Below are 26,740 nucleotides of genomic sequence, written 5' to 3'. Positions count from 1 at the left end.
AGATCAACCGGGATCAGCCGCCGCCTATGGCGCGCACGATATCGATACGATCAGCCGCCTGTAACTGGCGCTCCGCCCACGCACCGCGCGGGACGATTTCACGGTTAATCGCTACCGCCACGGCTTTGCCGGACAGTGACAATTCTTCTATCAGGTCGGCCACATTCTGGCCATCCTTTACCTGGCGCGCAGCGCCGTTCAATTCGATTTCTAGCATCACTTCACTATTTTCCATGGTGGCTGCGTGCCGTTGGCTGCCTTGTCATTTATTTAAGGCTTACGGCTTTGCATCCGGGCTGCCGCAGCTGTGCGGCAATTGTTTACGGACGTTGCGGTCAGTCGCACAGGCGATGACGCCCGTCTTGTCATCCAGTTAAAACTCAACTTTAGGCAAGGCGTGCAAGCTCAGACCAGCAAAGAAGACCAGAATTCTACCTTCATTTGAGCTATCAGAGGCAATACACCCCCTCATCGTCACTTATAATGCTTGATTCGATTCAATTCATACTCAATCATGGAATTAGCCAAGTCTTTCGATCCCGCCGACATTGAAGCGTTCTGGCGCACCGAATGGGAGAACCGCGGTTACTACACCGCCACCACCGACGCAGACAAACCCGCTTTCAGCATCCAGTTGCCGCCGCCGAACGTGACCGGCACCCTGCATCTGGGCCATGCATTCAATCAGACCATCATGGACGGCCTGACGCGCTACCACCGTATGCGCGGCTACAACACTGCCTGGATCCCGGGTACCGACCATGCCGGTATCGCGACCCAGATCGTGGTGGAGCGCCAGCTCGACGCGCAAAAGATTACGCGCCATGACCTCGGCCGCGAAAAATTCGTCGAAAAAGTGTGGGAATGGAAAGAAAAATCCGGCTCCACTATCACCGGCCAGATCCGTCGCCTCGGCGCGTCGCCTGACTGGAGCCGTGAATACTTCACGATGGATGAGCCACGCTCCAAGACCGTGACCGAAGTATTCGTGCGCCTGGTCGAGCAAGGCCTGATCTACCGCGGCAAACGCCTGGTCAACTGGGACCCGGTGCTCGGCACCGCCGTCTCTGACCTCGAAGTAGTATCGGAAGAAGAAGACGGCCAGATGTGGAATATCCGCTATCCACTGGCGGACGGCTCCAGCTACAAATTCCCGATCGCGTTTAATGAAGAGGGCAATGCCACCGAGTGGGAAGAGCGCAACTTCATCGTGGTCGCCACCACCCGTCCTGAAACCATGCTGGGCGACGTTGCCGTTGCAGTCGATCCGACCGACACCCGTTATCAGCACCTGGTCGGCAAGCTGCTGAAGCTGCCGCTGTGCGATCGCGACATTCCGCTGATCGCCGACGATTACGTCGACATGGAATTCGGTACCGGTTGCGTGAAGATCACGCCTGCGCATGACTTCAACGATTATGCCGTCGGCCAGCGTCACAACCTCGACAAGATCAGCATCCTGACACTGGATGCCAAGATCAATGAAAACGCACCTGCTGCGTATCAGGGTCTCGATCGTTTTGCTGCGCGCAAACAAATCGTCGCCGACCTCGATGCACAAGGTTTGCTGGAACTGGTCAAGCCGCACAAATTGATGGTGCCTCGCGGTGACCGTACCAACACCGTGATCGAGCCTATGCTGACCGATCAGTGGTTCGTCGCGATGAGCAAACCGGCACCGGAAGGCACTTACTTCCCGGGCAAATCGATTACCGAAGTCGCACTGGAAAAAGTCGCGAACGGTGAAATCCAGATGCTGCCGGAAAACTGGACCAACACTTACAACCAGTGGCTCAACAACATCCAGGACTGGTGTATCTCGCGTCAACTTTGGTGGGGCCATCAAATCCCGGCCTGGTATGACAGCGAAGGCAAAGTCTATGTGGCCCGCAATGAAGAAGAAGCAAAAGCCAAGGCTGCTGCAGCTGGCTACAACGGCCCGCTGACACGCGACGAAGACGTGCTCGACACCTGGTTCTCGTCGGCACTGGTGCCGTTCTCGACGCTGGGCTGGCCGGAGGAAACACCGGACTTCAAAACCTTCCTGCCATCGTCAGTACTGGTCACCGGCTTCGATATTATTTTCTTCTGGGTCGCGCGCATGGTCATGATGACCACGCACTTCACCGGCAAAGTCCCGTTCAAAACGGTGTACGTGCACGGCCTGATACGCGACAGCAGCGGACAAAAAATGTCCAAGTCGAAAGGCAACACGCTGGACCCTATCGACCTGATCGACGGCATCAACGTCGACGATCTGGTAGGCAAACGCACCGTCGGCCTGATGAATCCGAAGCAGGCGACCAGCATCGAGAAAGCAACACGCAAGGAATTCCCGGCCGGTATCTCGGCTTACGGTACCGATGCGCTGCGCTTCACGATGGCGAGCTATGCGTCGCTGGGTCGCAACATCAACTTCGACCTGAGCCGCTGCGAAGGCTATCGCAACTTCTGCAACAAGCTGTGGAATGCAACCCGCTTCGTGCTGATGAATTGCGAAGGCCACGATTGTGGTTTCCGCGATGCGCCATGTGCAGCCGGTGATTGCGATCCGGGTGGTTACACCGACTTCTCGCAAGCGGATCGCTGGATCGTTTCCAAACTGCAGCGCACCGAAGCCGACATCGCCAAAGGCTTTGCCGACTATCGCTTCGACAATATCGCGGCGTCCTTGTATCAATTCATCTGGGATGAATATTGCGACTGGTATCTGGAAGTTGCCAAGGTACAAATCCAGACCGGCACCGAAGCACAGCAGCGCGCGACACGTCGCACCCTGTTGCGCGTACTGGAAACCATCTTGCGCCTCGCACATCCGGTGATCCCGTTCATCACGGAAGCCTTGTGGCAAACCGTGGCGCCACTGACAGGTTACAAAGCTAATCCTGCCGGCGATTCCATCATGCTGCAGCCTTACCCTGAAGCACAGGCTGGCAAGATCGATGAGCAGGCAGAGAACTGGATGGCAGAACTGAAGTCGATGACCGATGCCTGCCGTAACCTGCGCGGTGAAATGCAATTGTCACCAGCACTGCGCGTACCGCTGATCCTGGAAGCAGGCGACACCACCCAGGCTGAACGCCTGCAGTCGTTCGCACCGTATCTGCAAGCACTGGCCAAACTGTCGGAAGTGAATGTCGCAAACCAGTTGCCGGAATCACCGGCACCGGTTTCCATCGTCGGCACCGCCAAGCTGATGCTGAAAGTGGAAATCGATGTGGCGGCAGAACGCGAACGCCTGAGCAAGGAAATCGCACGTCTGGATGGCGAAATCACCAAGGCCAACAGCAAGCTCGGCAATGAAAGTTTCGTCGCCCGCGCACCGGCACAAGTTGTGGCACAGGAGAAGGAACGCGTTGCCAACTTCTCGGCCACACTGAACAAACTGCGCGAGCAATTTGCCAAACTGTAAGCGTGCAAACTGAGCCGCCCTGCGAGACTGGGCGGCAATAAAAAAGCGGCTGACGTATTGCTACGTCAGCCGCTTTTTTCATGTGACTAATGCAGGATCAGACGAACGATAAAGTCAGTCCTGGCAAAGCCACACCAGAAAACGCAGTCGACCATGTTTGTCCCGGCTTGACTGAATAAGCATCGGTCAAAGTACCGGTCGCAATGATTTCACCGGCTGCCAGTGGTGCGAATTGCGGTTGCGTCTGCAAGGTCTGGTGCAGGTTCAGCAAAGCATGTACCGGGCTGTCCAGCACATTGCTGCCAAAGCCTGCGCTATGCAAGCGGAACTCTTCGCCTTCGCTATACGACAGCGAAACACTGGCCGCAGTCAGGATGTCTGCCAAGTGCAAACGCGTAGCCGACGACAACACGTGTGGCTCACCCAGGATCAGTGCGCCGTGGAAACCGAAAGCGGCAACTGCATCCGCAGCTTCAAACTTCCAGTCTGCAAACGGACAGACCACCAGCTCAAAGCCGTGCGCCATCCATTCTATGCAATCCGTAATATCTTCCAGCGTCGCATCCTTGGGCGGCGCCTTGGCCAGCTTGAACACGATCTCTGGCTCTATGCGTGGCTGCACGGCACCGGTCAAGTCCTGCAAACCGTGGTTATTTTCTGAATAACGCACGGTATCGTCATACATATGCGCCCAGATCGGTGCGTTGATCGGTTCGCGCTCACCATAGTTCGGCCAGATACGGCGATTGGTGAAACCGATCTTGCGTCCTATCGGCGTCTCGCCTTGCGCGGTACGGATATCGACGATGCATTTGGCCACATCATAGCCATCGGCTATCGTGAGATTGTCGTCTTTGGTCAGGCAGGGAATTTGTTGCGCATCCGCTCGCGCGGTCAGTAATTGGTGCGCGTATCGATTGGCTTGGGTAGACATCAACATGGCTAGCTCGCGCAGAGAAGTTGAATAAAGGAAATAAAGCCTTATTTGCGATGCAACATTCTCACACAAGGATTACGCCCTGAAAAGGAGCAATTTGTCTCAGGACGACCGTATCAGATGAAATTTTTTAATGCGGACATGTCATTTGACTAATGACACAGTGCAACAGTGGCTACTGTCAACAATGTGATCAGTTTTTGCCGCGCTGGCGCGCAAGGTAACGGTCCAGCTGATTGGCAAAATTGCGCGTATCAGCCTGACTGAAGGCGGCCGGGCCGCCGGTATCGACGCCGCTGCTACGCAAGTCATCCATGAAGCTGCGCATGGTGAGATGTTGCTGGATGTTGTCTTTGGTATAAAACTCGCCGCGTGGATTCAGCGGATGTCCGCCTTTTTCCAGCACATCGGCCGCCAGCGGGATATCGGCGGTAATTACCAGGTCGCCAGGCTGCACCAGGCGCACGATTTCATTGTCGGCCACATCGAAACCGGCAGGCACCTGCAGCGCCTTGATGTAACGCGAAGGCGGTGTGCGCAGTAGTTTGTTGGCTACCAACGTGACCTGCACTTCCAGTCGGTCCGCCACGCGAAACAAGACTTCCTTGATCACATTGGGACAGGCATCGGCATCAACCCAGATTTGCATGCGACGCTTACTGCCCTGCCCACAAGTCGCCAGTCGGCCCGGTCTGCGGCGCGGTCACGCCGAAATGGGTATAGGCAGCCGGCGTGGCGATACGTCCGCGTGGCGTACGTTGCAAAAAGCCCTGCTGGATCAGATAGGGTTCGAGCACGTCCTCTATGGTGTCGCGCTCTTCGCCGATGGCTGCGGCGAGGTTGTCGAGGCCGACCGGACCGCCATTGAATTTGAACAGTACCGCTTCCAGCAGCTTTCTATCCATCAGGTCGAAGCCGACCGGATCGACATCCAGCATGACCAGTGCAGCATCGGCCATCGCTTTGGTGATCTTGCCATTGCCTTTGACTTCAGCGTAATCACGTACGCGACGCAACAAGCGGTTCGCGATACGCGGCGTGCCTCTGCTGCGCTTGGCGATTTCCAATGCGCCATCGTCATCGATAGGCGCATTCAGCAAAGAAGAACTACGGGTAACAATACGCGCCAATTCCAGCGGTGTATAAAACTCGAGACGTGCAACGATACCGAAGCGATCACGCAAAGGATTGGTCAGCATGCCGGCACGCGTGGTTGCACCAACCAGTGTGAACGGCTGTAAATCCAGACGCACCGAGCGCGCGGCAGGACCTTCGCCGATCATGATATCGATCTGGTAATCCTCCAGCGCCGGATACAGGATTTCTTCAACTACCGGCGACAGCCTGTGGATTTCATCGATGAAGAGTACATCGTTGGCTTCGAGATTGGTCAGCAGTGCTGCCAGGTCACCAGCGCGTTCGAGCACCGGACCGGAAGTCTGGCGCAGGTTGACACCCATTTCACGCGCGATGATGTGTGCGAGCGTGGTCTTGCCCAAACCCGGCGGACCAAACAACAAGGTGTGATCCAGCGCTTCGTGTCGTTGCCGTGCTGCAGTGATGAAGATTTCCAGCTGGCCACGGATTTTTTCCTGGCCTACATATTCGTCCAGTTGCTTGGGACGCAGCGCCCGCTCTATCGCCTCCTCGTTGGCGGAGGCTGGGGTCGCGGCTATGATGCGTTGTTCGCTGAAATCGTCGGTTTGTATGCTCATGGTCGCATTGTAGCGTGGCGGCGGCGAAAGTTAATAGGACAGGCCTTAAGCCTTGGACAAGGACTTGAGCGCGAGCTTGATGCCGTCAGAAACACCGGTACCGGCTGGTACCTGCTTGAGTGCCAGCATCGCTTCCTTGTCGGAATAACCCAAAGCCAGCAATGCATTGAGAATGTCGGAAGTCGCATCGGTCGCGACCGCACCTGCTCCTCCGAGGTCAGCGCCCAGCTTGCCCTTCAGTTCCAGCAAGAGACGCTCGGCGGTTTTCTTGCCGATGCCGGGAATCTTGGTCAGGCGTCCGGCTTCCTGCAAGGTGATCGATTGCGCCAGGTCAGCCACCGACATGCCGGACAGGATGGAGAGCGCCGTGCGCGCACCGATGCCGGTGATTTTTACCAATTGCTTGAAGACGTTACGTTCTTCGTTCGTACCAAAGCCAAACAGGATGTGCGCGTCTTCACGCACCGTCAGATGAGTCAGCAGCACAACTTTTTCACCCAGGCCGGGCAGGTTGTAGAAGGTGCTCATGGGCACATTGACTTCATAACCGACGCCGTTGCAATCGACCAGCAATTGCGGTGGATTTTTTTCGAGCAATACTCCGGAAAGACGACCTATCATCTCGCTGTGACCTTGGGAAAAGAGGAAAGACTAATACTAACCGACCTAACCGACCAGGCGACCACCGCGCACACGCAAACCTTTGCGTGCCAGCTCTGGTGCCAGCGCGCCGAGCACGCTCAGGGTTTCGCCGCTGTGCGCATGGCAGATCGCCACACCCAATGCATCGGCGGCATCGGTGCCGGGCATACCCGACAACTTCAGCAAGCGCTGCACCATGTCCTGCACCTGTGCTTTTTGCGCCTTGCCCTGCCCGACCACTGCTTGCTTGACTTGCAGCGCGGTGTATTCCGCCACCAGCAAATCTGCATGCACCAGCGCGCATATCGCCGCACCCCGTGCCTGTCCAAGCAAGAGCGTCGATTGCGGATTCACGTTGACGAATACCTTCTCTATCGCCGCGCAATCTGGACGATACGTCGCAATGACTTCGGAGACGCTGGAGAGTATGGTTTTGAGGCGCTGCGGCAAATCGGCATCGGGCGTTTTGATGGTGCCCGATGCGATGTAGCTGAGCTTGTTGCCATGCTTCTCGATCACGCCAAAGCCGGTGGTACGCAAGCCGGGGTCGATACCGAGAATTTTCATGGAGTAGGAAGTAGCTATAAGCAAGTCACGCGACTAGTGTCGCATGACTTTGCTGATTAGTGACGGAAGTGGCGTGTGCCTGTCATCAGCATCACGACGCCTTGTTCATCCGCTGCATCGATTACTTCCTGATCGCGCATCGAACCACCCGGATGGATGACTGAAGTCGCACCGGCCGCAACCACGACATCGAGGCCATCGCGGAACGGGAAGAACGCGTCCGACGCGACCGCGGTACCAGCCAGCGACAAGCCTGCATTCTGCGCCTTGATCGAGGCGATACGCGCGGAGTCGATGCGGCTCATCTGGCCTGCGCCTACGCCCATGGTCATGCCGTTTGCGCAGAACACGATCGCATTCGATTTAACGAACTTGGCGACGCGCCATGCAAACATCAGGTCTTGCAATTGCTGTTGGGTCGGCTGTTTCTTGCTGACGACTTTCAATTCAGACAGCAAAACATTCTTCGCATCTGGCGATTGCACCAGCAAGCCACCGCCTACGCGTTTGAAGTCATGTGCATTGACTGCATTGCCGAGCGGGATTTCCAGCAGGCGTACGTTTTGTTTGCCAGCAAAAATCTGTTTGGCTTTTTCACTGAAGGACGGCGCAATCAGGACTTCAACGAATTGTTTGGCCACGGCTTCTGCTGCATTGCCATCCAGCTCGCGATTGAAGGCGATGATGCCGCCGAAGGCCGAAGTCGGATCGGTTTGCAAAGCCTTGCTATACGCTTCCAGCGGGCTGATGCCGACTGCAACGCCGCAAGGATTCGCGTGCTTGATGATGACGCAAGCGGATTCGTCGAAAGTCTTTACGCATTCCCATGCTGCATCTGCATCGGCGATGTTGTTGTACGACAGTTCCTTGCCTTGCAATTGCGTGTAGTTGGCCAACGCGCCGACTTGCGGATTGCTTTCGCGATAGAAGGCTGCCGATTGATGCGGGTTTTCACCGTAACGCATTTCCTGCACTTTTTCGAAATGCAGGTTCAGGGTAGACGGATAAGCACTGCGTGTAGCGTGCTGTTTGTCTGCACCCAGCGAGGTGAAGTAATTGGTGATCGCACCGTCGTATTGCGCGGTGTGTGCGAATACTTTTTTCGCCAATGTGAATTTGGTTTCGTAAGTGACTTCGCCCTTATTCGCACCGAGCTCGCTCAGTACCTGGCTGTAGTCAGTCGGATCGCAAATGACGACGACGTCTTTGTGATTCTTGGCCGACGAACGCAACATGGCAGGACCGCCGATGTCGATGTTTTCGATGGCATCTTCCAGCGAGCACTCTGCACGTGCCACGGTTTGCTGGAATGGATAGAGATTGACGACCACCATGTCGATGGTCGGGATCGCGTGCTTATCCAGTGCGCTGACATGCTCAGGAAAATCGCGACGCGCCAGGATGCCGCCGTGTACTTTCGGGTGCAAGGTTTTGACGCGGCCATCCAGCATCTCAGGGAAGCCGGTGTAGTCGGCCACTTCGGTCACGCTGATGCCGTTCTCAGCCAGCAGTTTTGCGGTGCCGCCGGTCGACAGGATGTTGACACCCATGCCTGACAGGGCGCGGGCAAATTCCAGAACGCCAGTTTTGTCGGAGACCGAGATGAGAGCTTGTTTGATCATGATGAAAATAGTGGAAGTAAATTAAATAAGATAAAGGCGCGTCGTAAGCAGAGTTCAAACAGGCCGCGACGCCACTGCCCTTAGCTTATTCACTTCCCGCCGCGAGTGCGGGAAGAAGGTTGGAAATTACAATAAATCGTGCTGCTGCAATTTCTTGCGCAAGGTGTTGCGGTTAATGCCCAGCATGTCCGCCGCGTGCGACTGGTTGCCTTCAGCACGTTCCATCACTGCTTCGAGGATGGGTTTTTCTACGGTGAAGACCACCATCTCATAAACATTCGATGGCATTTGCTCGCCGAGGTCCTTGAAATATTTCTCTAGGCTTTTCTTGACGACTTCTTGGATATTATCTTTGCTCATTGTGCTTAGTTGATTGCGCGTTTTTATAATTTGTCGGGCTCGCATTCTGCCACTTACATGACAAGACACCAACCCCGTATCAGGCGGCCAACTTTTCTGCGGTCGGACGATATTGTAACCGTTCGCCGTGGGCCAACTGCATTTCAAAGAATGTATTTACGGCAGCCAATTGCTGCTCGCAGTCTTCCAGCTTGTTCATTTGTTGACGAAATGCTTCGCCACCGACCAGTTCCCGCACGTACCAGCCTATATGCTTGCGCGCGGTACGTACCCCGAGGTATTCACCGTAAAAAGCATAATGCGCACGCAAATGCTCATCCATCAGGACTTGCACTTCGGCAATCATAGGTGGCGGCAAATAAGTCCCGGTCCGCAGGTAATGCTCGATTTCACGGAAAATCCACGGCCGCCCCTGTGCCGCGCGACCGACCATGATGGCATCCGCTCCGGTCACATCCAGCACATAGCGCGCTTTCTCAGGCGTCGTGATGTCACCATTCGCCACAACGGGTATGGAAACTGACGCCTTGACTGCGGTAATCGTCTCGTACTCGGCGTCGCCGCTGTAACCGTCAGCGCGGGTACGTCCGTGCAGGGTCAGCATGGCGATGCCGCTTTGTTCAGCGATGCGCGCGATATTCAGCGCATTCTTGTGCGCCCGGTCCCAGCCGGTACGGAATTTCAGCGTGACCGGTACGTTGACCGATGCGACCACGGCTTCCAGGATTTCCGCGACCAGGCTTTCATGCTGCAACAGGGCCGAGCCGCACCAGCTATTGCACACTTTCTTGACCGGGCAACCCATGTTGATATCGATGATTTGCGCACCTTTATCCACATTGAATTTGGCGCACTCGGCCAGCAAAACCGGATCGGCACCGGCAATCTGCACCGCTTTCGGCTCGACTTCGCCATCGTGGTTGGTACGGCGCGTGGATTTATCGCTGGCCCACAACCTTGGATTCGAGGCTGCCATCTCCGATACGGCGTAGCCCGCGCCCAATTGTTTGCACAATTGGCGGAATGGCCGATCCGTCACCCCGGCCATAGGAGCGACAAAAACATTGTTCGGAAGGGAATAAGGACCGATGTTCACGACAGCAGCATGCGGAGGAAAACCGCTATTTTAGCCGCATCCGCCCATGACTTATGAAGCAATGCACCAAACGTTGTATTTCCAGGCAACTTATTGCCAGTTTGCCTATTTCGCCTGGCTTATTTCAATTTTTTATTTGCAGCTGTTACTTGGGGTTGTCATTTTCATCCAGCGAAGCATGTGCCAGATGCGAGACATCTGCCCATTGCAGGATCTGGAAATTCTGACCATCAAAGCTCACACGGTTGATGCTGGCGTTCAGCACGTCAAAATCACGCGGGTGCTCATAGCCCATGCTTTTCACCCGGCGATACACCGAATCCAGCACGCCGCCATGTGTAAAGACCGCAATCTTGCGGTTGCCCGGCATACTCGCAAGGCGGGAAATACAATCCACCGCCCGTGCTGCAAATTCACGCAAGGTTTCCGCACGACGCTCACCGTCCGGATAGCGCGCATCGATATCGCGACGCTGCCATGCGGCGTAATCTTCCGGAAACTTTTCCTTGATTTCCGGGTGGTTCAAACCCTCGAAGGCACCAAAGCAGCGCTCACGCAAACCCTGCTCGGACTGCACTTGCATGCCGCGCGGATTCGCTACTGCTTGTGCCGTATCGTAGGCGCGCAACAGATCGCTTGAATAAATCGCGTCCAGCGGCTCATCCAGCAAGACGCGTCCGAGCGCCGCCGCCTGCCGCCGACCTTCATTGTTCAGCGCAACGTCGGTATGCCCCTGCAAACGCTTGCCGACATTCCACTCGGTTTCGCCGTGGCGTATCAATAATATTTCTGTCACATCTTCCTCGTTACTAGTCTGGTGCCAGTGCCGGATTCAGCGTGTAGCTACCGCTGACACTGGCCTGATCCAGCACATGCCCGGCGATCGCAGCGCGCACTTGCTGACCGGTGAATTCACCATCCAGCGGCACACTGGCAATATCCAGCGCATACAGAGTGAATACATAGCGATGCACGATCGCATCATTCCACGGCGGGCATGGACCGTCATAGCCAAAGTATGCGCCTGCCATATCGGCATCCGATGCAAACCAGCCGGTGTAATCGTTGATGCCGTGACGAGCGCCCGGAACCGGCGAGTTCGCAATCGCCGGACCGGATTTACCGCGTGGGGTTACGCCATGTGCAAAAGATCCGGCTGCAATTTGCTGCGTGTCCGGCGGCAGGTCGACCAGCGTCCAGTGGAAGAAGTCGACACGCGGCAAATCGGCCGGCACGGTCTTGCCCTCCTGATTCACATCATCGCCACGTGAAGGCACATCCGGATCGTGCACGACCAGCACCAGCGATTTGGTCGCTGCGGGCACACCGCTCCAGGCCAGATGCGGATTTTTATTGCTGGACAAGGTGACATGCGTCGCCGGGGCTATCACGCAAAAAGCGAACTCACCCGGGATTGCCGCACCATCCTTGAAAGAATCACTCCATAGTTTCATCGTGCACTCGACTATTCAATTTAGTTGAAAACATTGTAGCGGCAGCAAACAAATCATGCCGCACGGATATTTCAAACTGCCGGCTTGACCTGTAACCAAAACGTCACCGGTCCGTCATTGGTGAGTGAAACTTTCATATCCGCGCCGAATTGCCCGATTGCGATATTGGCATGCCGTCCACGAGCCTGTGCGACAAAGTAATCAAACAAGGCACGCGCCAGATCCGGTGCTGCCGCTGGTGTAAATGAGGGCCGCGTGCCGGAACGGGTATCTGCTGCCAGCGTGAATTGCGGCACCAGCAATACGCCACCGGCGGTATCGACCACGCTCAAATTCATCTTGCCTGCCGCATCCGAAAACACGCGATACGACAATAATTTGCCGAGCAAGGCATCAGCTTCCTTTTCGGTATCGCCGCGTTCTGCACACAACAATACCATCAGCCCGGCATCGATCGCGCCGACGGTCGCGCCATCCACCACGACGCTGGCATGCGCCACGCGCTGCAAGAGTGCAATCATGCAGTCCTGCTTAAGCCAGCGTGACGCGAGCAAACTTGCGCTTGCCGACTTGCACGACCACGGTTCCAGCCTCCACTTTCAATGCTTTATCGCTGATGACTGTGCCGTCTATCCGTACGCCACCCTGCTCTACCATGCGCAAGGCTTCCGAAGTCGATGCGCACAAGTTCGCCTGCTTGAGCAATTGACCTATGCCCAGCGGTGCGCCGGTCAGCGCCACTTCAGGGATATCGTCCGGAATACCGCCTTTGGAGCGATTGACGAAGTCGGTCAGCGCATCTTCTGCCGCTTGCACGGAATGGAAGCGTGCGACGATTTCCTGCGCCAGTAAGACTTTGACATCGCGCGGATTACGACCGCCTTCGATATCTTGCTTGAACTGGGCGATTTCGGCGAGTGAGCGGAAAGACAACAATTCGTAGTAACGCCACATCATCACATCGGAAATGCTCATCAGCTTGGCGAACATGGTGTTACCCGGTTCGGTGATACCGATATAATTTCCTTTCGATTTCGACATCTTTTCGACGCCGTCGAGACCTTCGAGCAAAGGCATGGTCAAGATACATTGCTGTTCCTGGCCATAACTTTTTTGCAACTCGCGGCCTACCAGCAAGTTGAATTTTTGATCAGTACCGCCCAGCTCCAGGTCGGATTTCAGCGCGACCGAATCGTAGCCCTGCATCAGCGGGTACAGGAATTCATGCAGCGAGATAGGCGTATTCGCCTTAAAGCGCTTGGTGAAGTCTTCGCGCTCGAGGATGCGCGCCACCGTGTATTTCGCCGACAGCTCGATCATGCCGCGCGCGCCCAGCGGATCGCACCACTCCGAGTTATAGCGGATCTCGGTACGTTCCGGATCCAGCACCAGACTGGCTTGCGAGAAGTAAGTCTTCGCGTTTTCTTCGATTTGTTCTTTCGTCAACGGCGGGCGGGTGATATTGCGGCCGGACGGGTCTCCGATCATGGAGGTGAAATCACCGATCAGGAAGATGACCTGATGGCCCAGATCTTGCAACTGACGCATCTTGTTCAATACGACGGTGTGACCCAGGTGCAAATCTGGTGCAGTCGGGTCCAGACCGAGTTTGATGCGTAAAGGCTTGCCAGTTTGTTCAGAGCGCGCGAGCTTCTGCGCGAACTCTGATTCGATTAACAATTCTTCAACGCCGCGCTTAGCGACCGCCAAGGCCTCTTGCACCTTGTCTGAGAGAGGCAATTGATCAGCTTTGCTGCTAGAAGAAACGTCCATATCGTAAAAGTAAATTGTAAAAAAAGGGGTAAGAAAAACAGAAATCGGTACAATGCTTTTTTAATTTAATTCCAGCTACTCTAACCTTGCCGTTCATCAACTTATAAAAACACAAGAAAGAGAAACCGAACAAGCGGCAGATTTTAACTTATTGCATGTTCACATTAAATAAATTACTTAGCGCAAGCTCAGCCAGTAAGAAACTACTACTCGGATCATCCCGTAAAACCCGCATCGTTTCCGCCTCCGCATTGCTGTTGGCAGTGTGCGCGTTTGGTGCAGCAGGCGTGGCCCCTATGGCCCCTGATGCAGATGATTTGCCGATCAAGTCCATTACACAGGAATTGCAGCTGCCGCATCTGGCCGACCAGATCGCCGCGCTCGACACCCTCCAGCAAAACTACATCAGCGAAGAGCGTGTACGCTCGGGCGACACCCTCGCCACTTTGCTGAATCGCCTGGGTGTAGACGACGCAGACGCTGCCAACTTCATCAAATCCGATGCCATCGCGCGCAATGTGATGCAACTGAAAGCCGGCAAACGGGTACAGGTGCAAACCACTGAAGACGGCGAATTGAATTGGCTCAGCAGCACCGTCGGTACTGGTGCAGGCAACCTGAAGAACATAGAAATCCGCCGCGAAGGCAAGGGTTTCAAGGCTACCGAAAAAGCCATCGCGCTGGAAAAACGCATAGAAATGCGCTCCGGCGAAATCAGATCTTCGCTGTTTGCTGCCACTGACGCCGCACAAATCCCGGACAACGTCGCTTCGCAAATCGTCGATATGTTTTCCACCAACATCGACTTCGGCTCCGACCTGCGTCGTGGTGACCGCTTCAACGTAGTGTACGAAACCTTCTGGCAAAACGGCGAATACGTCTACGCCGGTCGCGTACTGGCAGGCGAATTCATGAATGGCCCTGCAACCTATCAATCGGTCTGGTTCGATGATCCTAGCGTTGCTTCGAGCGGCGGTTACTATGGCTTTGACGGCAAGTCACTGAAAAAAGCCTTCCTCAAATCGCCACTGGAATTCTCGCGTATCTCGTCCGGCTTCTCGGTGCGCAAGCACCCTATCTCCGGCTTGTGGAAAGCACATAAAGGCGTCGACTTCGCGGCAGCGATCGGCACACCTATCCGCGCATCCGGCGACGGTGTGATCGACTTCGCCGGCACCCAACGTGGTTACGGCAACGTCGTCATCATCAAGCACTGGTCCAAGTACTCGACCGCTTATGCGCACATGAGCCGCTTCGCCACCAACCTGCGCAAAGGTACCAAAGTCAGCCAGGGTCAGGTTATCGGCTATGTTGGCATGACCGGCTGGTCGACCGGTCCGCATCTGCACTATGAGTTCCGCGTCAACAATGAAGCACGTGATCCGATGTCTGTCGATATCCCGAATGCACAGCCGTTGACCGCTTCGCAAATGCAAAAATTCCGTACTGTCGCCACCGACATGACACATCGCTTTGCCTTGCTGTCACCGGAAAATAGCAACGTCCGCCTCGCAGCAAAATAAGCAGCGCTTCCGAGCCGGATCTGCCTGATCCGGCTCCACAAAACCATTCGTCCAGTGTAGAGTGAACTACCCTGACGAACGGTTTTTTTATGTCTACTGATTCCTCCCTTTTCATAGGCCTGATGTCCGGCACCAGCCTCGATGGCGTCGATGGCATCCTCGCCGAGTTCTCTGCAGACGGCAGCGTGCGCCAGACTCTGGCTGCAGCCTATGTGCCCTTTCCCGATGCGTTACGCGCCGAACTGATGGCGCTGCAAAGCGCAGGTCCGGATGAAATTCATCGTGAAGCGATCGCCGCCAATACGCTGGTCACTCACTACGCGGAATGCGTACGCGACCTGCTGCAACAGACACAGCTCGATGCCCAACGCGTGACAGCTATCGGCGTACATGGTCAAACCATACGACACCGGCCCGAGGTCGGTTATACACGGCAGACCAACAACCCTGCCTTGCTGGCAGAACTCACCGGCATCGATGTCATCGCTGACCTGCGCAGCCGCGACATTGCTGCCGGTGGTCAGGGCGCACCACTGGTACCAGCCTTCCATCAAGCACTGTTCGGATCAACGACTGAAAACCGCGTGCTGGTAAACATAGGCGGCATCGCCAACATCAGCATCCTGCCGAAAGATAAAAACGCGCCCGTCATCGGCTTCGACACCGGGCCTGGCAATGTATTGATGGATGCATGGATAGCACAACACAATGGCCAGCCTTACGATGCAGATGGCGCATGGGCCAAGACTGGCAATGTGCACACAGAATTGTTGGCAGCACTGCGTGATGAAGCATTCTTCGCGGCTGCACCACCGAAAAGCACCGGACGCGATTTGTTTCATCCGGCCTGGCTGGCGCAAAAACTAAGCAACTTCCCGGGACTCGCGAGTGCCGATGTACAAACCACGCTGGCAGTATTCACGGCGACCACGCTGGCGGATGCGATCAAACTATATGCGCCACACACCCAGGCGGTGTATGTATGCGGTGGCGGTGCCTACAATCACTATCTGCTGACGCTATTGCACTATGCGTTGAAGCTGCATCAGGCGACGATCAAGGTGGAGTCGACAGTGACGCTGGGCGTGGCGCCGAATCAGGTGGAGGCGCTCGCCTTTGCATGGCTGGCGCAACGCTTCACTGTACGTGAGCCGGGTAACCTGCCATCGGTGACCGGCGCACGCGGCTTGCGGATCTTGGGCGCGCTGTACCCGGCCTGAACACGCAAAGTTTAAGGACGTAAAAAAAGCGCAGAAGATTCTGCGCTTTTTTATTGGAGACTGAGCTGCGTCGTTACGCTATTAAGCCGAGAACGAAGAACCGCAACCACACGTCGTTGTTGCATTCGGATTCTTGATCACGAATTGCGCACCTTCCAGGTCGTCTTTGTAATCGATCTCTGCGCCGACCAGATACTGGTAGCTCATTGAGTCGATCAGCAACTGCACGCCGTTCTTGGTCATGGTGGTGTCGTCTTCGTTGACGATTTCGTCAAACGTAAAGCCGTACTGGAAGCCGGAGCAACCGCCGCCCTGCACAAATACGCGCAATTTCAGATCTGGATTACCCTCTTCTTCGATCAACTCTGCAACTTTCAGCGCAGCGCTGTCGCTGAAAACGATAGGGGATGGCATTTCGGCAACTGCATTCATTTCAGGCTCCTGCTGGAAAACGGTAGTTCATTATAGACCTAAGCCGCGTTTTACGTATTATTCGCGGCAAGTATAGGTACAGCCAACTTCAAAATCGGTTCATCGACCTCATGGGTCAGCTTGCCGGAAACTACAGCACCGCCGTGCATTTCCAGCGCTTTGTAGTTTACGTCACCAGTTATGCGGGCTTTCGGCTGCAATTCAAGCAATTCTGACGAAAATACCGGTCCGATTATTTCCCCATTGACAAGTAAATGCGCAACCCGCACTTCACCTTCGACCCGCGCATGCTCGGAAATCACCAACATGCTGATTTCATCTGCCTGGGCAATCACGTCGCCTTTGACGCAACCATCGATACGCAGACCGCCCTTGAAATGGACGTTGCCGGTGATGATGGTGGAAGCGCCTATCAGGCTATCTATCGTACTTTTTGCTTTACGGCTAAACATGATGACGCTCCTTTACAAATTTGAAGACTGTTGCGCGCGCAACGTGCCTTTTTCCAGGACCTTGATCTGGATCGACTTGGGCACTGCGCCTGCAGGTATCGTGAGGACGCCCTCTATACGCTGGTAATGCCTGAATGAGAGCTTGAATTTATCCGCTTCATCCGGCTTCGGGAAGGTCATCATAGCACTTTTGCCGTCCTGCACCAGCGTCACAATAAGCTGGTAATTCCCTGCGAAATCGTGGACTACCTTGCCACCCTGCATCAATAGCAAGCGATAACGCAATTGCGTAGGCTCCAGCATTTCCGCCTTCAGGCGTCGTATCGTAATCCCTTGTGCCCCGGTATCGGTCGGCAACAGGCTTTCAAAGAAAGCCAGGTCCTCTTTCAGCTTGGTGTTTTCCGATTCCAGCGTTTTGATCTGGCGCGCCAGTTGTGACTGCAGCGAACGCTCTATATTGAGCTGGCTCTCCGCCGCATTCACCGTGGTTTCAAATTTATCGCGCTCAGTAGTGATTTGTTTGAGTTGCTCCTGCACTTCTGCCAGTTGCGCCGTAGTCGCACCCGGCTTGAAACCGGTAAAACTGCGCCCCAGGTCATAGGCCCACATCGCCATCGCACCACCCAAACCCACCACAATCGCGATGAATACCGCCCGCAATGGCCACGGCAGGTGATTCTTGATGGTCATGCGCGGTGCTGATATCGACCAGCGACGCAACCATAGCTTGCGCTGCAGGGACTTAAATACCGGTTTGGGCTTACTCATGTATCAGATGCGCATCATTACGGCAAAACAGGGATGTGCATCAAACCGGCCGTTTCATCCAGGCCGAACATCAGGTTCATACATTGCACCGCCTGGCCGGAAGCGCCCTTGACCAGATTGTCCTGTACCACCAGTACCACGACGGTGTCGCCGTTATCCGGACGGTGCAAGGCGATACGCAACATATTCGATGCACGTGTCGAACGTGTTTCAGGATGCGAACCGAAAGGCATTACGTCGATAAACGGTTCGTTGCCATACGCCTTTTCAAACAGGGCTTGCAGCGCTGCGTTGTCAATGTCCTTGGTCAGGCGTGCATACAGGGTCGAATGCATGCCACGTATCATAGGCACCAGATGCGGTGTGAACAGCAGGCCGACTTTATCATTGGTCAACAAACGCAAACGTTCGAGGGTCTCTGGTGAGTGACGATGGCCAGACACACCGTAAGCTTTGAAGTTATCGCCCGCTTCGGAGAACAGCGTCGCGACTTCAGCTTTACGACCGGCACCGGACACGCCCGATTTGCAATCGGCGATCAGGTGCGACGCATCAATCACACCAGCCTGCAACAAAGGCGCGAGACCGAGTTGCATGGTGGTCGGATAGCAACCCGGGTTGCCGACGATGCGCGCTTTGCGGATGGTGTCGCGATTCAATTCAACCAGACCGTAGGCAGCCTCTTTCAACAGCTCCGGGCAGGTGTGCGGGATCTTGTACCACTTCTCAAAGGAAGCGATGTCTTGCAAACGGAAGTCAGCTGCAAGGTCGATGACCTTGACGCCAGCGGCCAGCAATTCCGGCGCTTGCGCCATGGCCACACCGTGCGGCGTGGCAAAGAAAACAACATCACATTCGGTCAGCTTGGCTTTTTCCGGCGCTGAAAACGCCAGGTCCACACGTCCGCGCAGCGATGGAAACATGTCTGCCACCGGCAAACCATCTTCCTTGCGCGAAGTAATCGCGGTGAGTTTGACTTCCGGATGCGTTGCCAACAAGCGTAACAATTCCACGCCTGTATAACCGGTCCCGCCGACGATGCCAACCTTGATCATGTTTCTTCCTAGCAAAATTTACTTCGTTTTATTTTAACAGGCGATGAGCTGCATACGCTCGCCCCACCATCGTTTCCAACTGCAAACAGGGATAAAAAAAGCCGCCAGGCGTAAACCAGGCGGCTTTTCGATGCTCTGAAAACGCAGATTAACGCTTGGAGAACTGTTTGGCGCGGCGTGCTTTGCGCAGACCGACCTTTTTACGTTCAACTTCACGTGCATCACGAGTAACGAAGCCTGCTTTGGACAGTTCCGATTTCAAGGTTGCATCGTAGTCGATCAGGGCACGGGTGATACCGTGACGAACAGCGCCCGCCTGGCCGGACTCACCACCACCGTTGACGTTAACCATGATGTCGAATGTTTCAACATTGTTGGTCAGTTCCAGAGGCTGGCGGATCACCATCAGACCGGTTTCGCGCGAGAAGTATTCGCTCGCTGGCTTGCCGTTGACAACGATCTGGCCGGAGCCGGATTTGATGAAGACGCGAGCCACTGCACTCTTGCGACGGCCGGTTCCGTAATTGTAGTTACCGATCATGTCTATTCCTTAGAGTTCAAGTGCTTTAGGTTGCTGCGCAGCGTGCGGATGAGTTGCCTCAGCGTACACTTTGAGCTTCTTGATCATCGCGTAGCCGAGTGGGCCTTTAGGCAACATGCCTTTGACCGCTTTCTCAAGCGCGCGACCCGGAAAACGCTGTTGCATTTTCAGGAAGTTGGTTTCATAGATACCGCCTGGGTAACCAGAGTGGCGATAGTATGTTTTTTCTGTTGCTTTGGTACCGGTCACGCGCAGTTTGCCTGCGTTGATCACGACGATGAAATCGCCGGTGTCGACGTGAGGAGTAAATTCCGGTTTGTGTTTGCCGCGCAGTCGGAGTGCCACTTCGCTGGCAACACGTCCGAGGACTTTGTCCGTCGCGTCAATCACGAACCAATCGCGCTGGACTTCGTGTCCTTTAGCGGAGAAGGTTTTCATGATGACTTCCTAAATAATTAAAATCGCTCAAATGGTGGTTACGCGTGCTTGCTGCTACATGCGTACTCGGCCTTGTTATCTCTTCCTGAGCAAACGAAAGAACCGCAGATTATAGACTTTTCAAGGACTTAGCGTCAAATTTAAGCAGCTATTTTGGCGATATTTGCAGCTAAACCGTTGCGATCCAGGCGAATTGATGCCGAAAAAGCATGGAATTTGTGTATGCCCGGCAATTTTTACGTTTGCGCACGCCTCATCAATTTCCTCGTCAGCAGTTACAATGGCACAAAATCAACCTGCAACTTTACGAGAACACCATGGAATGCACAGTACGCTGGACCGGCTTGTCCGGCATGACCTTTTTAGCTGAAACCGGCTCCGGCCACGTCGTCGCCATGGATGGCGCGCCTGAAGGCGGCGGCCGCAATCTGGCACCACGCCCGATGGAAGTAGTGCTGCTCGGCACTGGCGGCTGCACCGCCTATGACGTCGTCGTGATCCTGCGCAAAAGTGGCCAGGATGTGCGAGGCTGCGAAGTATCCCTCAAATCAGAACGCGCTGAAACCGACCCGAAAGTCTTTACCAAAGTCCACTTCCACTTCACCGTCAGCGGCCGCAACCTGAAGTCCAATGTGGTCGAACGCGCAATCAAGCTGTCGCATGACAAATACTGCTCGGCTTCTATCATGATGGAAAAGACTGCTGAAATTACCCATTCGTTCGAGATCGTCGACGACGCCGCACCGGCAGCCGCAGCCTGAGCCTGGGCCGCAACACCAACTGTTTAGGCAAAAAGAAAGGGATAGCTTACGGCTATCCCTTTTTGCTCGTCACGCTGAAAACGTGGTGAAAACCAACTATATAAATAGAGCCCTATAAATAATAGGCGGTCGTCGTCATGACTTTCGCCATCGCCTGCATACCCATTTGCGCGAAGGGCGGCACCGCTTGCGCACCCAGAGCCTGTGCTGCCGAGCCATGCTCAGCTTCATCCGTACTCATTTGCTGCACGATCGCCAGTGATTTGGCATCCTGCGGCGGCAGGCTGCTCAGATGTTCGTTCAAGTGCGCCTCGACCTGACGCTCGGTTTCCACCACAAAACCCAGGCTGCGCGCATCACCCAGCGTTGCCGCGACGGTGCCCAGCGCAAAAGCGCCTGCATACCACAACGGATTCAATAAGCTGGGACGTGAACCCAGCTCGCGCAAACGCTCGGCAGTCCATGCCAGATGGTCTTCTTCCTCACGCCCCGCGACCAAAAGCTGCTCCTTAATTGCCGGACTGCGCGCGAATTGCGCCTGCGCCTGATATAAAGCCTGCGCGCATACCTCACCCACATGGTTGACCCGCATCAATCCGGCACTATGCCGACGCTGCGCGCTATCCAACTCACCATCGGCAACTTTCGCTGCGGGGTTCGCGCGTCCGGCAACGGAAACACCGGCCATCACGCGCAAGGCGCTATCAAAGTGCTGTATCAAACGATCTGGAAACTGCATATATCTCTAACCTATTCAAAACAAATGTTGCATGAGAACGACACCCAATTACCGATGAAATGTGTCTTTTGCAAAATGTTAACGCACGTCAAAAAGACTTGCCCGCCATTTCGCTTAGCCTTGCCCGGACTAACTAAATAAGATGCCCGCCACCATACAGCTTCGGCCATATGCTGCCGATGAAGAAGGTGGCTCACCTACATAACCCGGACAAATAAGCCTTTAGATGAACAGCCTGCATTTTGCGCTTGCTCTTAGTAGCGCCGTGGTCAGCACCGCATACGCTCAACCCGCCATGACTATATATGGCACCTTCAAGGAAGCGAATGACGAGACCAATAACGAACAAATCGCAAAAAAACCGTTTGCCGGCACCAATTATCAATCGACCATCAATATATACGGCACGATAGATGCTGGCATACGCAATGTTACCAATACCACCAAGGATGGTGGTGATACATTGAAAATGGGTTCGAATGGCGAGTACTACAACAATCGCATAGGCATCAAAGGCACCGAAGACCTGGGCGGCGGCATGAATGCCCACTTCCACCTGGAAACCGGCTTCAACACCGGCACCGGCGCATTGGATAATAATGCGGGACGCATGTTCAACCGTATCTCATCGGTAGGCGTGGCCGGTTCATTTGGCTCCATCGACTTCGGCCGCATGCCATCGGTGTCCTGCAAAACCATCTTCGCCTACGATCCGTTCCAATATCGTTACGTGCAGATCATCCCTTTGGCCGGTGCCTCGGCTGGCAATGCGGATGGCAACTTCAACGGATTCCCGTACGGCACCATAGGCGGCACCCGTTTCAGCAATGACGTCCAATATATAGGCAAGTTCGACGGCCTGACCGTGCTCGCCGAATATTCCGCCGGTGAAGTCGCTGGCTCCAACAGCAACGGCAGCGCGAAGGCAATCGGGCTTACCTACCGCCCTGGCCCATTTGTCATCGGTGCCGCGTACACCAGGCAAAAACCCAATGTCGCAACCGGCAGCGCAGTGGACTACCGGGATCAGGATCAAATTACCTTCGGCGGCGCCTACCAGGGCGACGGCTGGCGCATCGCAGGCGGCCATATCAATACCGAAGCAGAAACCGCCGTCAAAGGAATTAACAACCAGGCCAAGAATAGCTGGATAGGCGCAAGCTACGACTTCACCCCTGCCATCAGCGTCACCACCGGCTACTACCGGACCACCCTGGCGACGGGATCTGCCGAAACCGCCCGACGCAATCTCATGATAGTCGGGGCGACGTATGCCTTATCGACCCACACCAATCTGTACCTGGGCCTGGACCGCGCCATCCTCAGCGGCTTCGTCTCTTTGCCGCCAGGAGGCAAAACCCGGCAGACCGGCACCTCCTTTGGCATTAATCACATGTTTTAAGAAGAGTGAACGAAAAGCCAAAAATATGACGCGCCGGGTTCGGACATGATTCCAGATCGCTACCAAACCGAATCGTTATTTATACGACAACAATGGCATGCTTCACAACAAATCACGCGCGCCTCATTTTGGAATTGAAACGCACCGCTTTGTTGCGAAAAAACGTCATTTCAGCCATTTCCCCAGTGCGCTTTTGATATTTTGGTTGTCACTCACAGCGGATTTTGTTTCAATCAATCGTCGTCTTGCAATAAGGATTGGGCAAGACAGGCAGCTCCGCAGGACTTCATGTACCACTTGCTAGTCAAGTGATGCATTTTTAAAACAACATTTGAGGAACATTTAAATGAAAAAATCGCTTCTGGCTCTGGCCGTATTGGGCGCATTTGCAGGTGCTGCATCGGCACAATCGTCCGTTACCGTCTACGGTATCGTTGACTTGGGATTCGCTAGCACCGACACCGGCGCAGCAGGTAACTCCCGCACAAACGGCATCAACTCCGGCGGTCAATCGGCTAGCCGTATCGGTTTCAAAGGTACTGAAGATCTGGGCAACGGCCTGAAAGCTTTGTTCCAATTGGAAGCAACTATCGCTGCTGACACTGGCTCGTCCTTCACAGCTGCTACAGGCAACTCGGGCGGTTTCAACCGTTTCGCAACTGTTGGTCTGCAAAGCGCAACATTTGGTACCGTTCTGTTGGGTCGCCAAACTTCCGTAGTTAAAGATGCATACGACCAAATCGATCCGTTCGGCGACGGCGGCACAGTTGGCGCGATCAGCAACATCTTCTTCAACGGCACACTGAGCGGCGACTTGGGTCGTATTTCGAATTCGGTTAAATACACATCGAACTCGTACAGCGGCTTCAAAGCAAACGCAGCTTACGGCTTTGGCGAAGTAGCTGGTTCGACAAGCGCGAACAGCAACTACGGTCTGGGTCTGGGCTACGCAAATGGTCCACTGAACGTTCAGTACGCTTACAACAACCAAGACTCCACAAATGCAGCATTGGCTAACATCAGCAAAACCAAAGCTCACTTCCTGGGTCTGACCTATGACTTCGGCGTTGTAAAACTGCACGGCGCGTTTGCTGATACCAAAGTTGACTTCCCAGTCGGCAATGACGGCAAATATCGCAACTACCTGTTGGGCGTAAGCGCACCAGTTGGTCCAGGCACCATTTTCGCGTCGTACGCTGTCAACGACAACAAAACAACTGGTTCGGTTGATCAAGACACCAAAAAATTCGCTATTTCGTACTCGTACGATCTGTCGAAACGTACCAACCTGTACACTGGCTACTCGAAAACTTCGAACGATGCTAACGTTAAACTGGGCACAAGCGCAGCTAACGGTAGCGATCCATCGATTTTCAACGTCGGTATCCGTCACAAGTTCTAATTCCCGGCAGGCCTAGCCTGCTTGGTTTGAACTGTACGAAAGAAAAAGGCACCTTCGGGTGCCTTTTTTATTGCCTGCATTTTCTGCAATACCGACAACTTAGTCGCTATAGCTCATTCAATATCCGCAATATTTCAACTGAACCATCGTAGAATCCAGTCCGTATATACTCAGCACATCCCGTAGCAAACCCGGAGTCCAGATGCACCGCTGCCTGATCATAGAAGACGATACGCACAATGCGCTCTATATAGCCAAAGGGCTGAAAGAGATAGGCTACGATGCGACCGTCTGCGCGGATGGCATAGATGGGATGGAGCTGGCCGTAAGCGGCGAATGGGATGTCATCATCCTGGACCGCATGCTGCCGCAAGGCGTGGACGGCCTGTCCATCCTGGCCGCGATCCGCGAAATGGGCAAGCGCACCCCGGTCCTGATACTCAGCGCGCTGTCTGCGATCGATGAGCGCGTGCGTGGCTTACAGGCGGGCTGCAATGACTACCTGACCAAACCGTTTGCCTTCCCGGAACTCGCGGCTCGTGTCGAAGCCTTGCTGCGCTGGACCCAGCCGAATGAAGTCATACGCGAACTCTACGTAGAAGATCTGAAGGTCAATTTGCTCACCCGCAGTGTCGAACGCGGCGGCCGTCCGCTCAGTTTGCAGCCACGAGAATTCCGTCTACTGGTGTACATGATGACGCATAAGGGACAGGTACTGACCCGCACCATGTTGCTGGAATCGGTGTGGAATTATCAATTCGACCCGCAAACCAACGTCATCGACGCTCATATCAGCCGTTTGCGCAACAAGATAGACAAAGGTTATGCCGTGCCGCTGATCCATACGCGACGCAATCTGGGCTATATCCTCACGCCCAACCCGCAGGCAGATGCCGCCGACGATCACGAACACGCCAAAACCGTGGCTAAACCAGCACCATGAAACTACCTGGTTTCAAACTATGGAGTTCGGTCGCCTTTCGCATGGCCTTCAATTACAGCGCCCTGCTGGTGCTGTCCATGCTGGTCTTGCTGGCGGTTTTCTATACCCAGACGGTCAATGTACTGAAAAGCCAGATTGACCGCCACATCGCCTCCAATTCGCAACGCCTGTTGAACGACTTCATCGAAAACGGTGAAGGCTCGGTCGCACAGCAAATCAAGGACATCCTGCGTGATGGCGTCTATTCGGATACCGAAATCTATTTGCTGGTGAATCCTTATGGCGAAAAAGTCATCGGCAATATCCCATCCATCCCGCACAAAGCAAAGAACAAGGAAGGCATGGTCGAAACCCGCGTCATGCGCAGTGGCCGCGAAGCGATAGGACGCATGTATATCCAGCAACTACCGGACGGCAGCAAGCTGGTAGTCGGCAGCGATATCAACCATCAGCTCGAAATCGAAAGGCTGTTCGATCGCGCCAGCCTGATCGCCGGCCTGATCGGCCTCTTCATGTCGATAGGGGGCGCGTTGCTGTTCCGGCGCGAGCTCAGGCAGCGTCTGAGCGGCATACAACAAATCGTGACACATATCGAAGCAGGCGACCTCAGCCAGCGCATCCCGCTGCAGCAGCAGGAAGATGAATTCTCCCGCCTCAGCCGCGACATCAATAGCATGCTGGATCAGCAACAACGCCTGATGGATGGCGTACGTCATATCTCCAACACCATCGCGCACAACCTGCGCACGCCGATGACACGCATCCTGCTGCGCTTGCGCAAAAGTGAACGGGAAGGTGCCCAGGCACGTGATGAAGCGCTCCAGTTCGCGTTGCAGGAAATGGAAGAACTCAGTGTCATGTTCAACAAGCTGCTGAATCTGGCAGAAGTGGAATCGGGTACGCGCCGCCAGAGTTTTAGCGCCATTTCGCTCAATAACGTCGTGGCCGATGTACTGGAGCTGTATGAACCAGTGGCCGAGGAAAAATCGGTGCGCCTGACCTCTGTTTTCGATGCCGAACCCGTCACCAATGGCGACCGCGAACTGCTGGCCAGCGCAATTGCCAATCTGGTGGATAACGCTTTGAAATACGCCGGAGAAAATGCCGCCGTCGAAGTCCGCACCACGCAGGATGCACATGGCGCAGCCATCATCGTGCGCGATAATGGTGCAGGCATCCCGGCCACTGAATTGTCGCGCATAGGCACCCACTTCTATCGCCTGGACCGCAGCCGCCCCGGTTACGGCCTGGGTCTGGCCAGCGTCATGGCGATCGCCCGTCTGCACGGCGGCAACCTTGAATTCTCGGACGCCCACCCCGGACTGATCGTCCGCATGACACTGGCACCCAACCCGGTCTGAAAAACGGCTGCCGCAGCGGGGTACTATGTATCCACCCGCCAACACGTTACCGAATGGTAATGCCTACTTCCTCGGCTTTCACCCCTAGTCCTCGTAAGATTGGTATCACATAGGCTGCGTCTTTC

The 26,740-nt window shown here is 54.9% G+C and carries 28 protein-coding genes; 8 read left to right on the top strand and 20 right to left on the bottom strand.

What is annotated here, in order from left to right:
- Positions 1–13: 13 nt before the first annotated feature.
- Positions 14–217 carry a sulfur carrier protein ThiS gene (gene thiS / locus H7U06_RS15030; RefSeq protein ID WP_175627109.1) on the bottom strand — a complete coding sequence of 68 codons (204 nt, stop codon included), beginning with the start codon at positions 215–217 and terminating at the stop codon, positions 14–16.
- Positions 218–514: 297 nt separating this feature from the next.
- Between thiS and H7U06_RS15025 the strand changes: the two genes are divergently transcribed.
- Entirely contained in the window at positions 515–3,412 is a 2,898-nt protein-coding gene (locus H7U06_RS15025; RefSeq protein ID WP_175626936.1) for a valine--tRNA ligase, read from the top strand.
- A 97-nt stretch (positions 3,413–3,509) separates the two neighbouring features.
- On the opposite strand, the gene H7U06_RS15020 is transcribed toward H7U06_RS15025, so the two are convergent.
- The 12 genes from H7U06_RS15020 to tyrS form a co-directional block, all read right to left on the bottom strand.
- Positions 3,510–4,352 (bottom strand): 2-keto-4-pentenoate hydratase, encoded by an 843-nt coding sequence (locus H7U06_RS15020; RefSeq protein WP_175626935.1) that lies wholly within the window; start codon positions 4,350–4,352, stop codon positions 3,510–3,512.
- Between the two features lie 190 nt (positions 4,353–4,542).
- The gene (locus H7U06_RS15015) at positions 4,543–4,998 is read right to left on the bottom strand and encodes a YaiI/YqxD family protein (RefSeq protein WP_175626934.1); all 456 of its coding nucleotides are present in this window, start codon (positions 4,996–4,998) and stop codon (positions 4,543–4,545) included.
- Positions 4,999–5,005: 7 nt separating this feature from the next.
- Complete coding sequence (gene ruvB, locus H7U06_RS15010; protein ID WP_124574664.1) at positions 5,006–6,064, bottom strand: Holliday junction branch migration DNA helicase RuvB; 1,059 nt, start codon at positions 6,062–6,064, stop codon at positions 5,006–5,008.
- Between the two features lie 45 nt (positions 6,065–6,109).
- On the bottom strand, positions 6,110–6,685 hold the full coding sequence (gene ruvA, locus H7U06_RS15005; RefSeq protein ID WP_124574665.1) for a Holliday junction branch migration protein RuvA: 576 nt from the start codon (positions 6,683–6,685) through the stop codon (positions 6,110–6,112).
- A gap of 45 nt (positions 6,686–6,730) precedes the next feature.
- Positions 6,731–7,273, bottom strand: a complete 543-nt coding sequence (ruvC, locus tag H7U06_RS15000) for a crossover junction endodeoxyribonuclease RuvC (protein WP_124574666.1) — start codon at positions 7,271–7,273, stop codon at positions 6,731–6,733.
- Positions 7,274–7,329: 56 nt separating this feature from the next.
- Positions 7,330–8,895, bottom strand: coding sequence for a bifunctional phosphoribosylaminoimidazolecarboxamide formyltransferase/IMP cyclohydrolase (purH, locus tag H7U06_RS14995; protein WP_175626933.1), 1,566 nt, complete (start codon positions 8,893–8,895; stop codon positions 7,330–7,332).
- 126 nt (positions 8,896–9,021) lie between these two features.
- Positions 9,022–9,255 carry a Fis family transcriptional regulator gene (locus H7U06_RS14990; protein WP_041296317.1) on the bottom strand — a complete coding sequence of 78 codons (234 nt, stop codon included), beginning with the start codon at positions 9,253–9,255 and terminating at the stop codon, positions 9,022–9,024.
- Positions 9,256–9,334: 79 nt separating this feature from the next.
- Positions 9,335–10,351 carry a tRNA dihydrouridine synthase DusB gene (gene dusB / locus H7U06_RS14985; RefSeq protein ID WP_175626932.1) on the bottom strand — a complete coding sequence of 339 codons (1,017 nt, stop codon included), beginning with the start codon at positions 10,349–10,351 and terminating at the stop codon, positions 9,335–9,337.
- Positions 10,352–10,496: 145 nt separating this feature from the next.
- Positions 10,497–11,147 (bottom strand): histidine phosphatase family protein, encoded by a 651-nt coding sequence (locus H7U06_RS14980; RefSeq protein ID WP_175626931.1) that lies wholly within the window; start codon positions 11,145–11,147, stop codon positions 10,497–10,499.
- 13 nt (positions 11,148–11,160) lie between these two features.
- Entirely contained in the window at positions 11,161–11,805 is a 645-nt protein-coding gene (locus H7U06_RS14975; protein WP_175626930.1) for a YbhB/YbcL family Raf kinase inhibitor-like protein, read from the bottom strand.
- A gap of 71 nt (positions 11,806–11,876) precedes the next feature.
- Positions 11,877–12,326, bottom strand: coding sequence for a D-aminoacyl-tRNA deacylase (gene dtd, locus H7U06_RS14970; protein WP_175626929.1), 450 nt, complete (start codon positions 12,324–12,326; stop codon positions 11,877–11,879).
- Positions 12,327–12,336: 10 nt separating this feature from the next.
- Positions 12,337–13,578 (bottom strand): tyrosine--tRNA ligase, encoded by a 1,242-nt coding sequence (gene tyrS, locus H7U06_RS14965; protein ID WP_124574672.1) that lies wholly within the window; start codon positions 13,576–13,578, stop codon positions 12,337–12,339.
- Between the two features lie 155 nt (positions 13,579–13,733).
- On the opposite strand from tyrS, the gene H7U06_RS14960 reads away from it, so the two are divergent.
- Positions 13,734–15,101: a peptidoglycan DD-metalloendopeptidase family protein gene (locus H7U06_RS14960; RefSeq protein WP_175626928.1), complete on the top strand. Its 1,368-nt coding sequence runs from the start codon at positions 13,734–13,736 to the stop codon at positions 15,099–15,101.
- A gap of 89 nt (positions 15,102–15,190) precedes the next feature.
- Positions 15,191–16,321: an anhydro-N-acetylmuramic acid kinase gene (locus tag H7U06_RS14955; protein WP_175626927.1), complete on the top strand. Its 1,131-nt coding sequence runs from the start codon at positions 15,191–15,193 to the stop codon at positions 16,319–16,321.
- Positions 16,322–16,402: 81 nt separating this feature from the next.
- Here H7U06_RS14955 and erpA read toward each other — a convergent pair whose 3' ends face one another.
- From erpA to rplM, 6 genes are all read right to left on the bottom strand, one after another.
- The gene (erpA, locus tag H7U06_RS14950) at positions 16,403–16,753 is read right to left on the bottom strand and encodes an iron-sulfur cluster insertion protein ErpA (protein ID WP_124574675.1); all 351 of its coding nucleotides are present in this window, start codon (positions 16,751–16,753) and stop codon (positions 16,403–16,405) included.
- Positions 16,754–16,803: 50 nt separating this feature from the next.
- Positions 16,804–17,205, bottom strand: a complete 402-nt coding sequence (locus H7U06_RS14945) for a polymer-forming cytoskeletal protein (RefSeq protein WP_124574676.1) — start codon at positions 17,203–17,205, stop codon at positions 16,804–16,806.
- Positions 17,206–17,217: 12 nt separating this feature from the next.
- Positions 17,218–17,973, bottom strand: a complete 756-nt coding sequence (locus H7U06_RS14940; RefSeq protein ID WP_175626926.1) for a DUF6776 family protein — start codon at positions 17,971–17,973, stop codon at positions 17,218–17,220.
- Between the two features lie 17 nt (positions 17,974–17,990).
- Positions 17,991–19,028 carry an N-acetyl-gamma-glutamyl-phosphate reductase gene (gene argC, locus H7U06_RS14935; protein ID WP_175626925.1) on the bottom strand — a complete coding sequence of 346 codons (1,038 nt, stop codon included), beginning with the start codon at positions 19,026–19,028 and terminating at the stop codon, positions 17,991–17,993.
- Positions 19,029–19,176: 148 nt separating this feature from the next.
- The gene (rpsI, locus tag H7U06_RS14930; protein WP_175626924.1) at positions 19,177–19,569 is read right to left on the bottom strand and encodes a 30S ribosomal protein S9; all 393 of its coding nucleotides are present in this window, start codon (positions 19,567–19,569) and stop codon (positions 19,177–19,179) included.
- 9 nt (positions 19,570–19,578) lie between these two features.
- Positions 19,579–20,007: a 50S ribosomal protein L13 gene (gene rplM, locus H7U06_RS14925; RefSeq protein WP_012078159.1), complete on the bottom strand. Its 429-nt coding sequence runs from the start codon at positions 20,005–20,007 to the stop codon at positions 19,579–19,581.
- A 317-nt stretch (positions 20,008–20,324) separates the two neighbouring features.
- On the opposite strand from rplM, the gene H7U06_RS14920 reads away from it, so the two are divergent.
- Positions 20,325–20,768: an OsmC family protein gene (locus H7U06_RS14920; protein ID WP_175626923.1), complete on the top strand. Its 444-nt coding sequence runs from the start codon at positions 20,325–20,327 to the stop codon at positions 20,766–20,768.
- Positions 20,769–20,880: 112 nt separating this feature from the next.
- Here H7U06_RS14920 and coq7 read toward each other — a convergent pair whose 3' ends face one another.
- The gene (coq7, locus tag H7U06_RS14915) at positions 20,881–21,507 is read right to left on the bottom strand and encodes a 2-polyprenyl-3-methyl-6-methoxy-1,4-benzoquinone monooxygenase (RefSeq protein ID WP_175626922.1); all 627 of its coding nucleotides are present in this window, start codon (positions 21,505–21,507) and stop codon (positions 20,881–20,883) included.
- A gap of 295 nt (positions 21,508–21,802) precedes the next feature.
- Between coq7 and H7U06_RS14910 the strand changes: the two genes are divergently transcribed.
- The 4 genes from H7U06_RS14910 (at position 21,803) to H7U06_RS14895 (ending at position 26,615) form a co-directional block, all read left to right on the top strand.
- The gene (locus H7U06_RS14910; RefSeq protein WP_254873260.1) at positions 21,803–22,909 is read left to right on the top strand and encodes a porin; all 1,107 of its coding nucleotides are present in this window, start codon (positions 21,803–21,805) and stop codon (positions 22,907–22,909) included.
- Between the two features lie 346 nt (positions 22,910–23,255).
- The gene (locus H7U06_RS14905; RefSeq protein ID WP_175626920.1) at positions 23,256–24,311 is read left to right on the top strand and encodes a porin; all 1,056 of its coding nucleotides are present in this window, start codon (positions 23,256–23,258) and stop codon (positions 24,309–24,311) included.
- Between the two features lie 202 nt (positions 24,312–24,513).
- Positions 24,514–25,254, top strand: a complete 741-nt coding sequence (locus H7U06_RS14900; RefSeq protein WP_175626919.1) for a response regulator transcription factor — start codon at positions 24,514–24,516, stop codon at positions 25,252–25,254.
- Positions 25,251–26,615 carry a HAMP domain-containing sensor histidine kinase gene (locus tag H7U06_RS14895; protein ID WP_254873259.1) on the top strand — a complete coding sequence of 455 codons (1,365 nt, stop codon included), beginning with the start codon at positions 25,251–25,253 and terminating at the stop codon, positions 26,613–26,615. Before H7U06_RS14900 ends, H7U06_RS14895 begins: the two co-directional genes overlap by 4 nt.
- Positions 26,616–26,740 lie beyond the last annotated feature (125 nt).

Source organism: Herminiimonas sp. Marseille-P9896 (assembly GCF_903993245.1).
GTDB classification, from domain to species: Bacteria; Pseudomonadota; Gammaproteobacteria; order Burkholderiales; family Burkholderiaceae_D; genus Oxalicibacterium; species Oxalicibacterium contaminans.
Note: the sequence above shows the minus strand (reverse complement) of the source record. Positions and strands in the feature narration are given on the sequence as shown.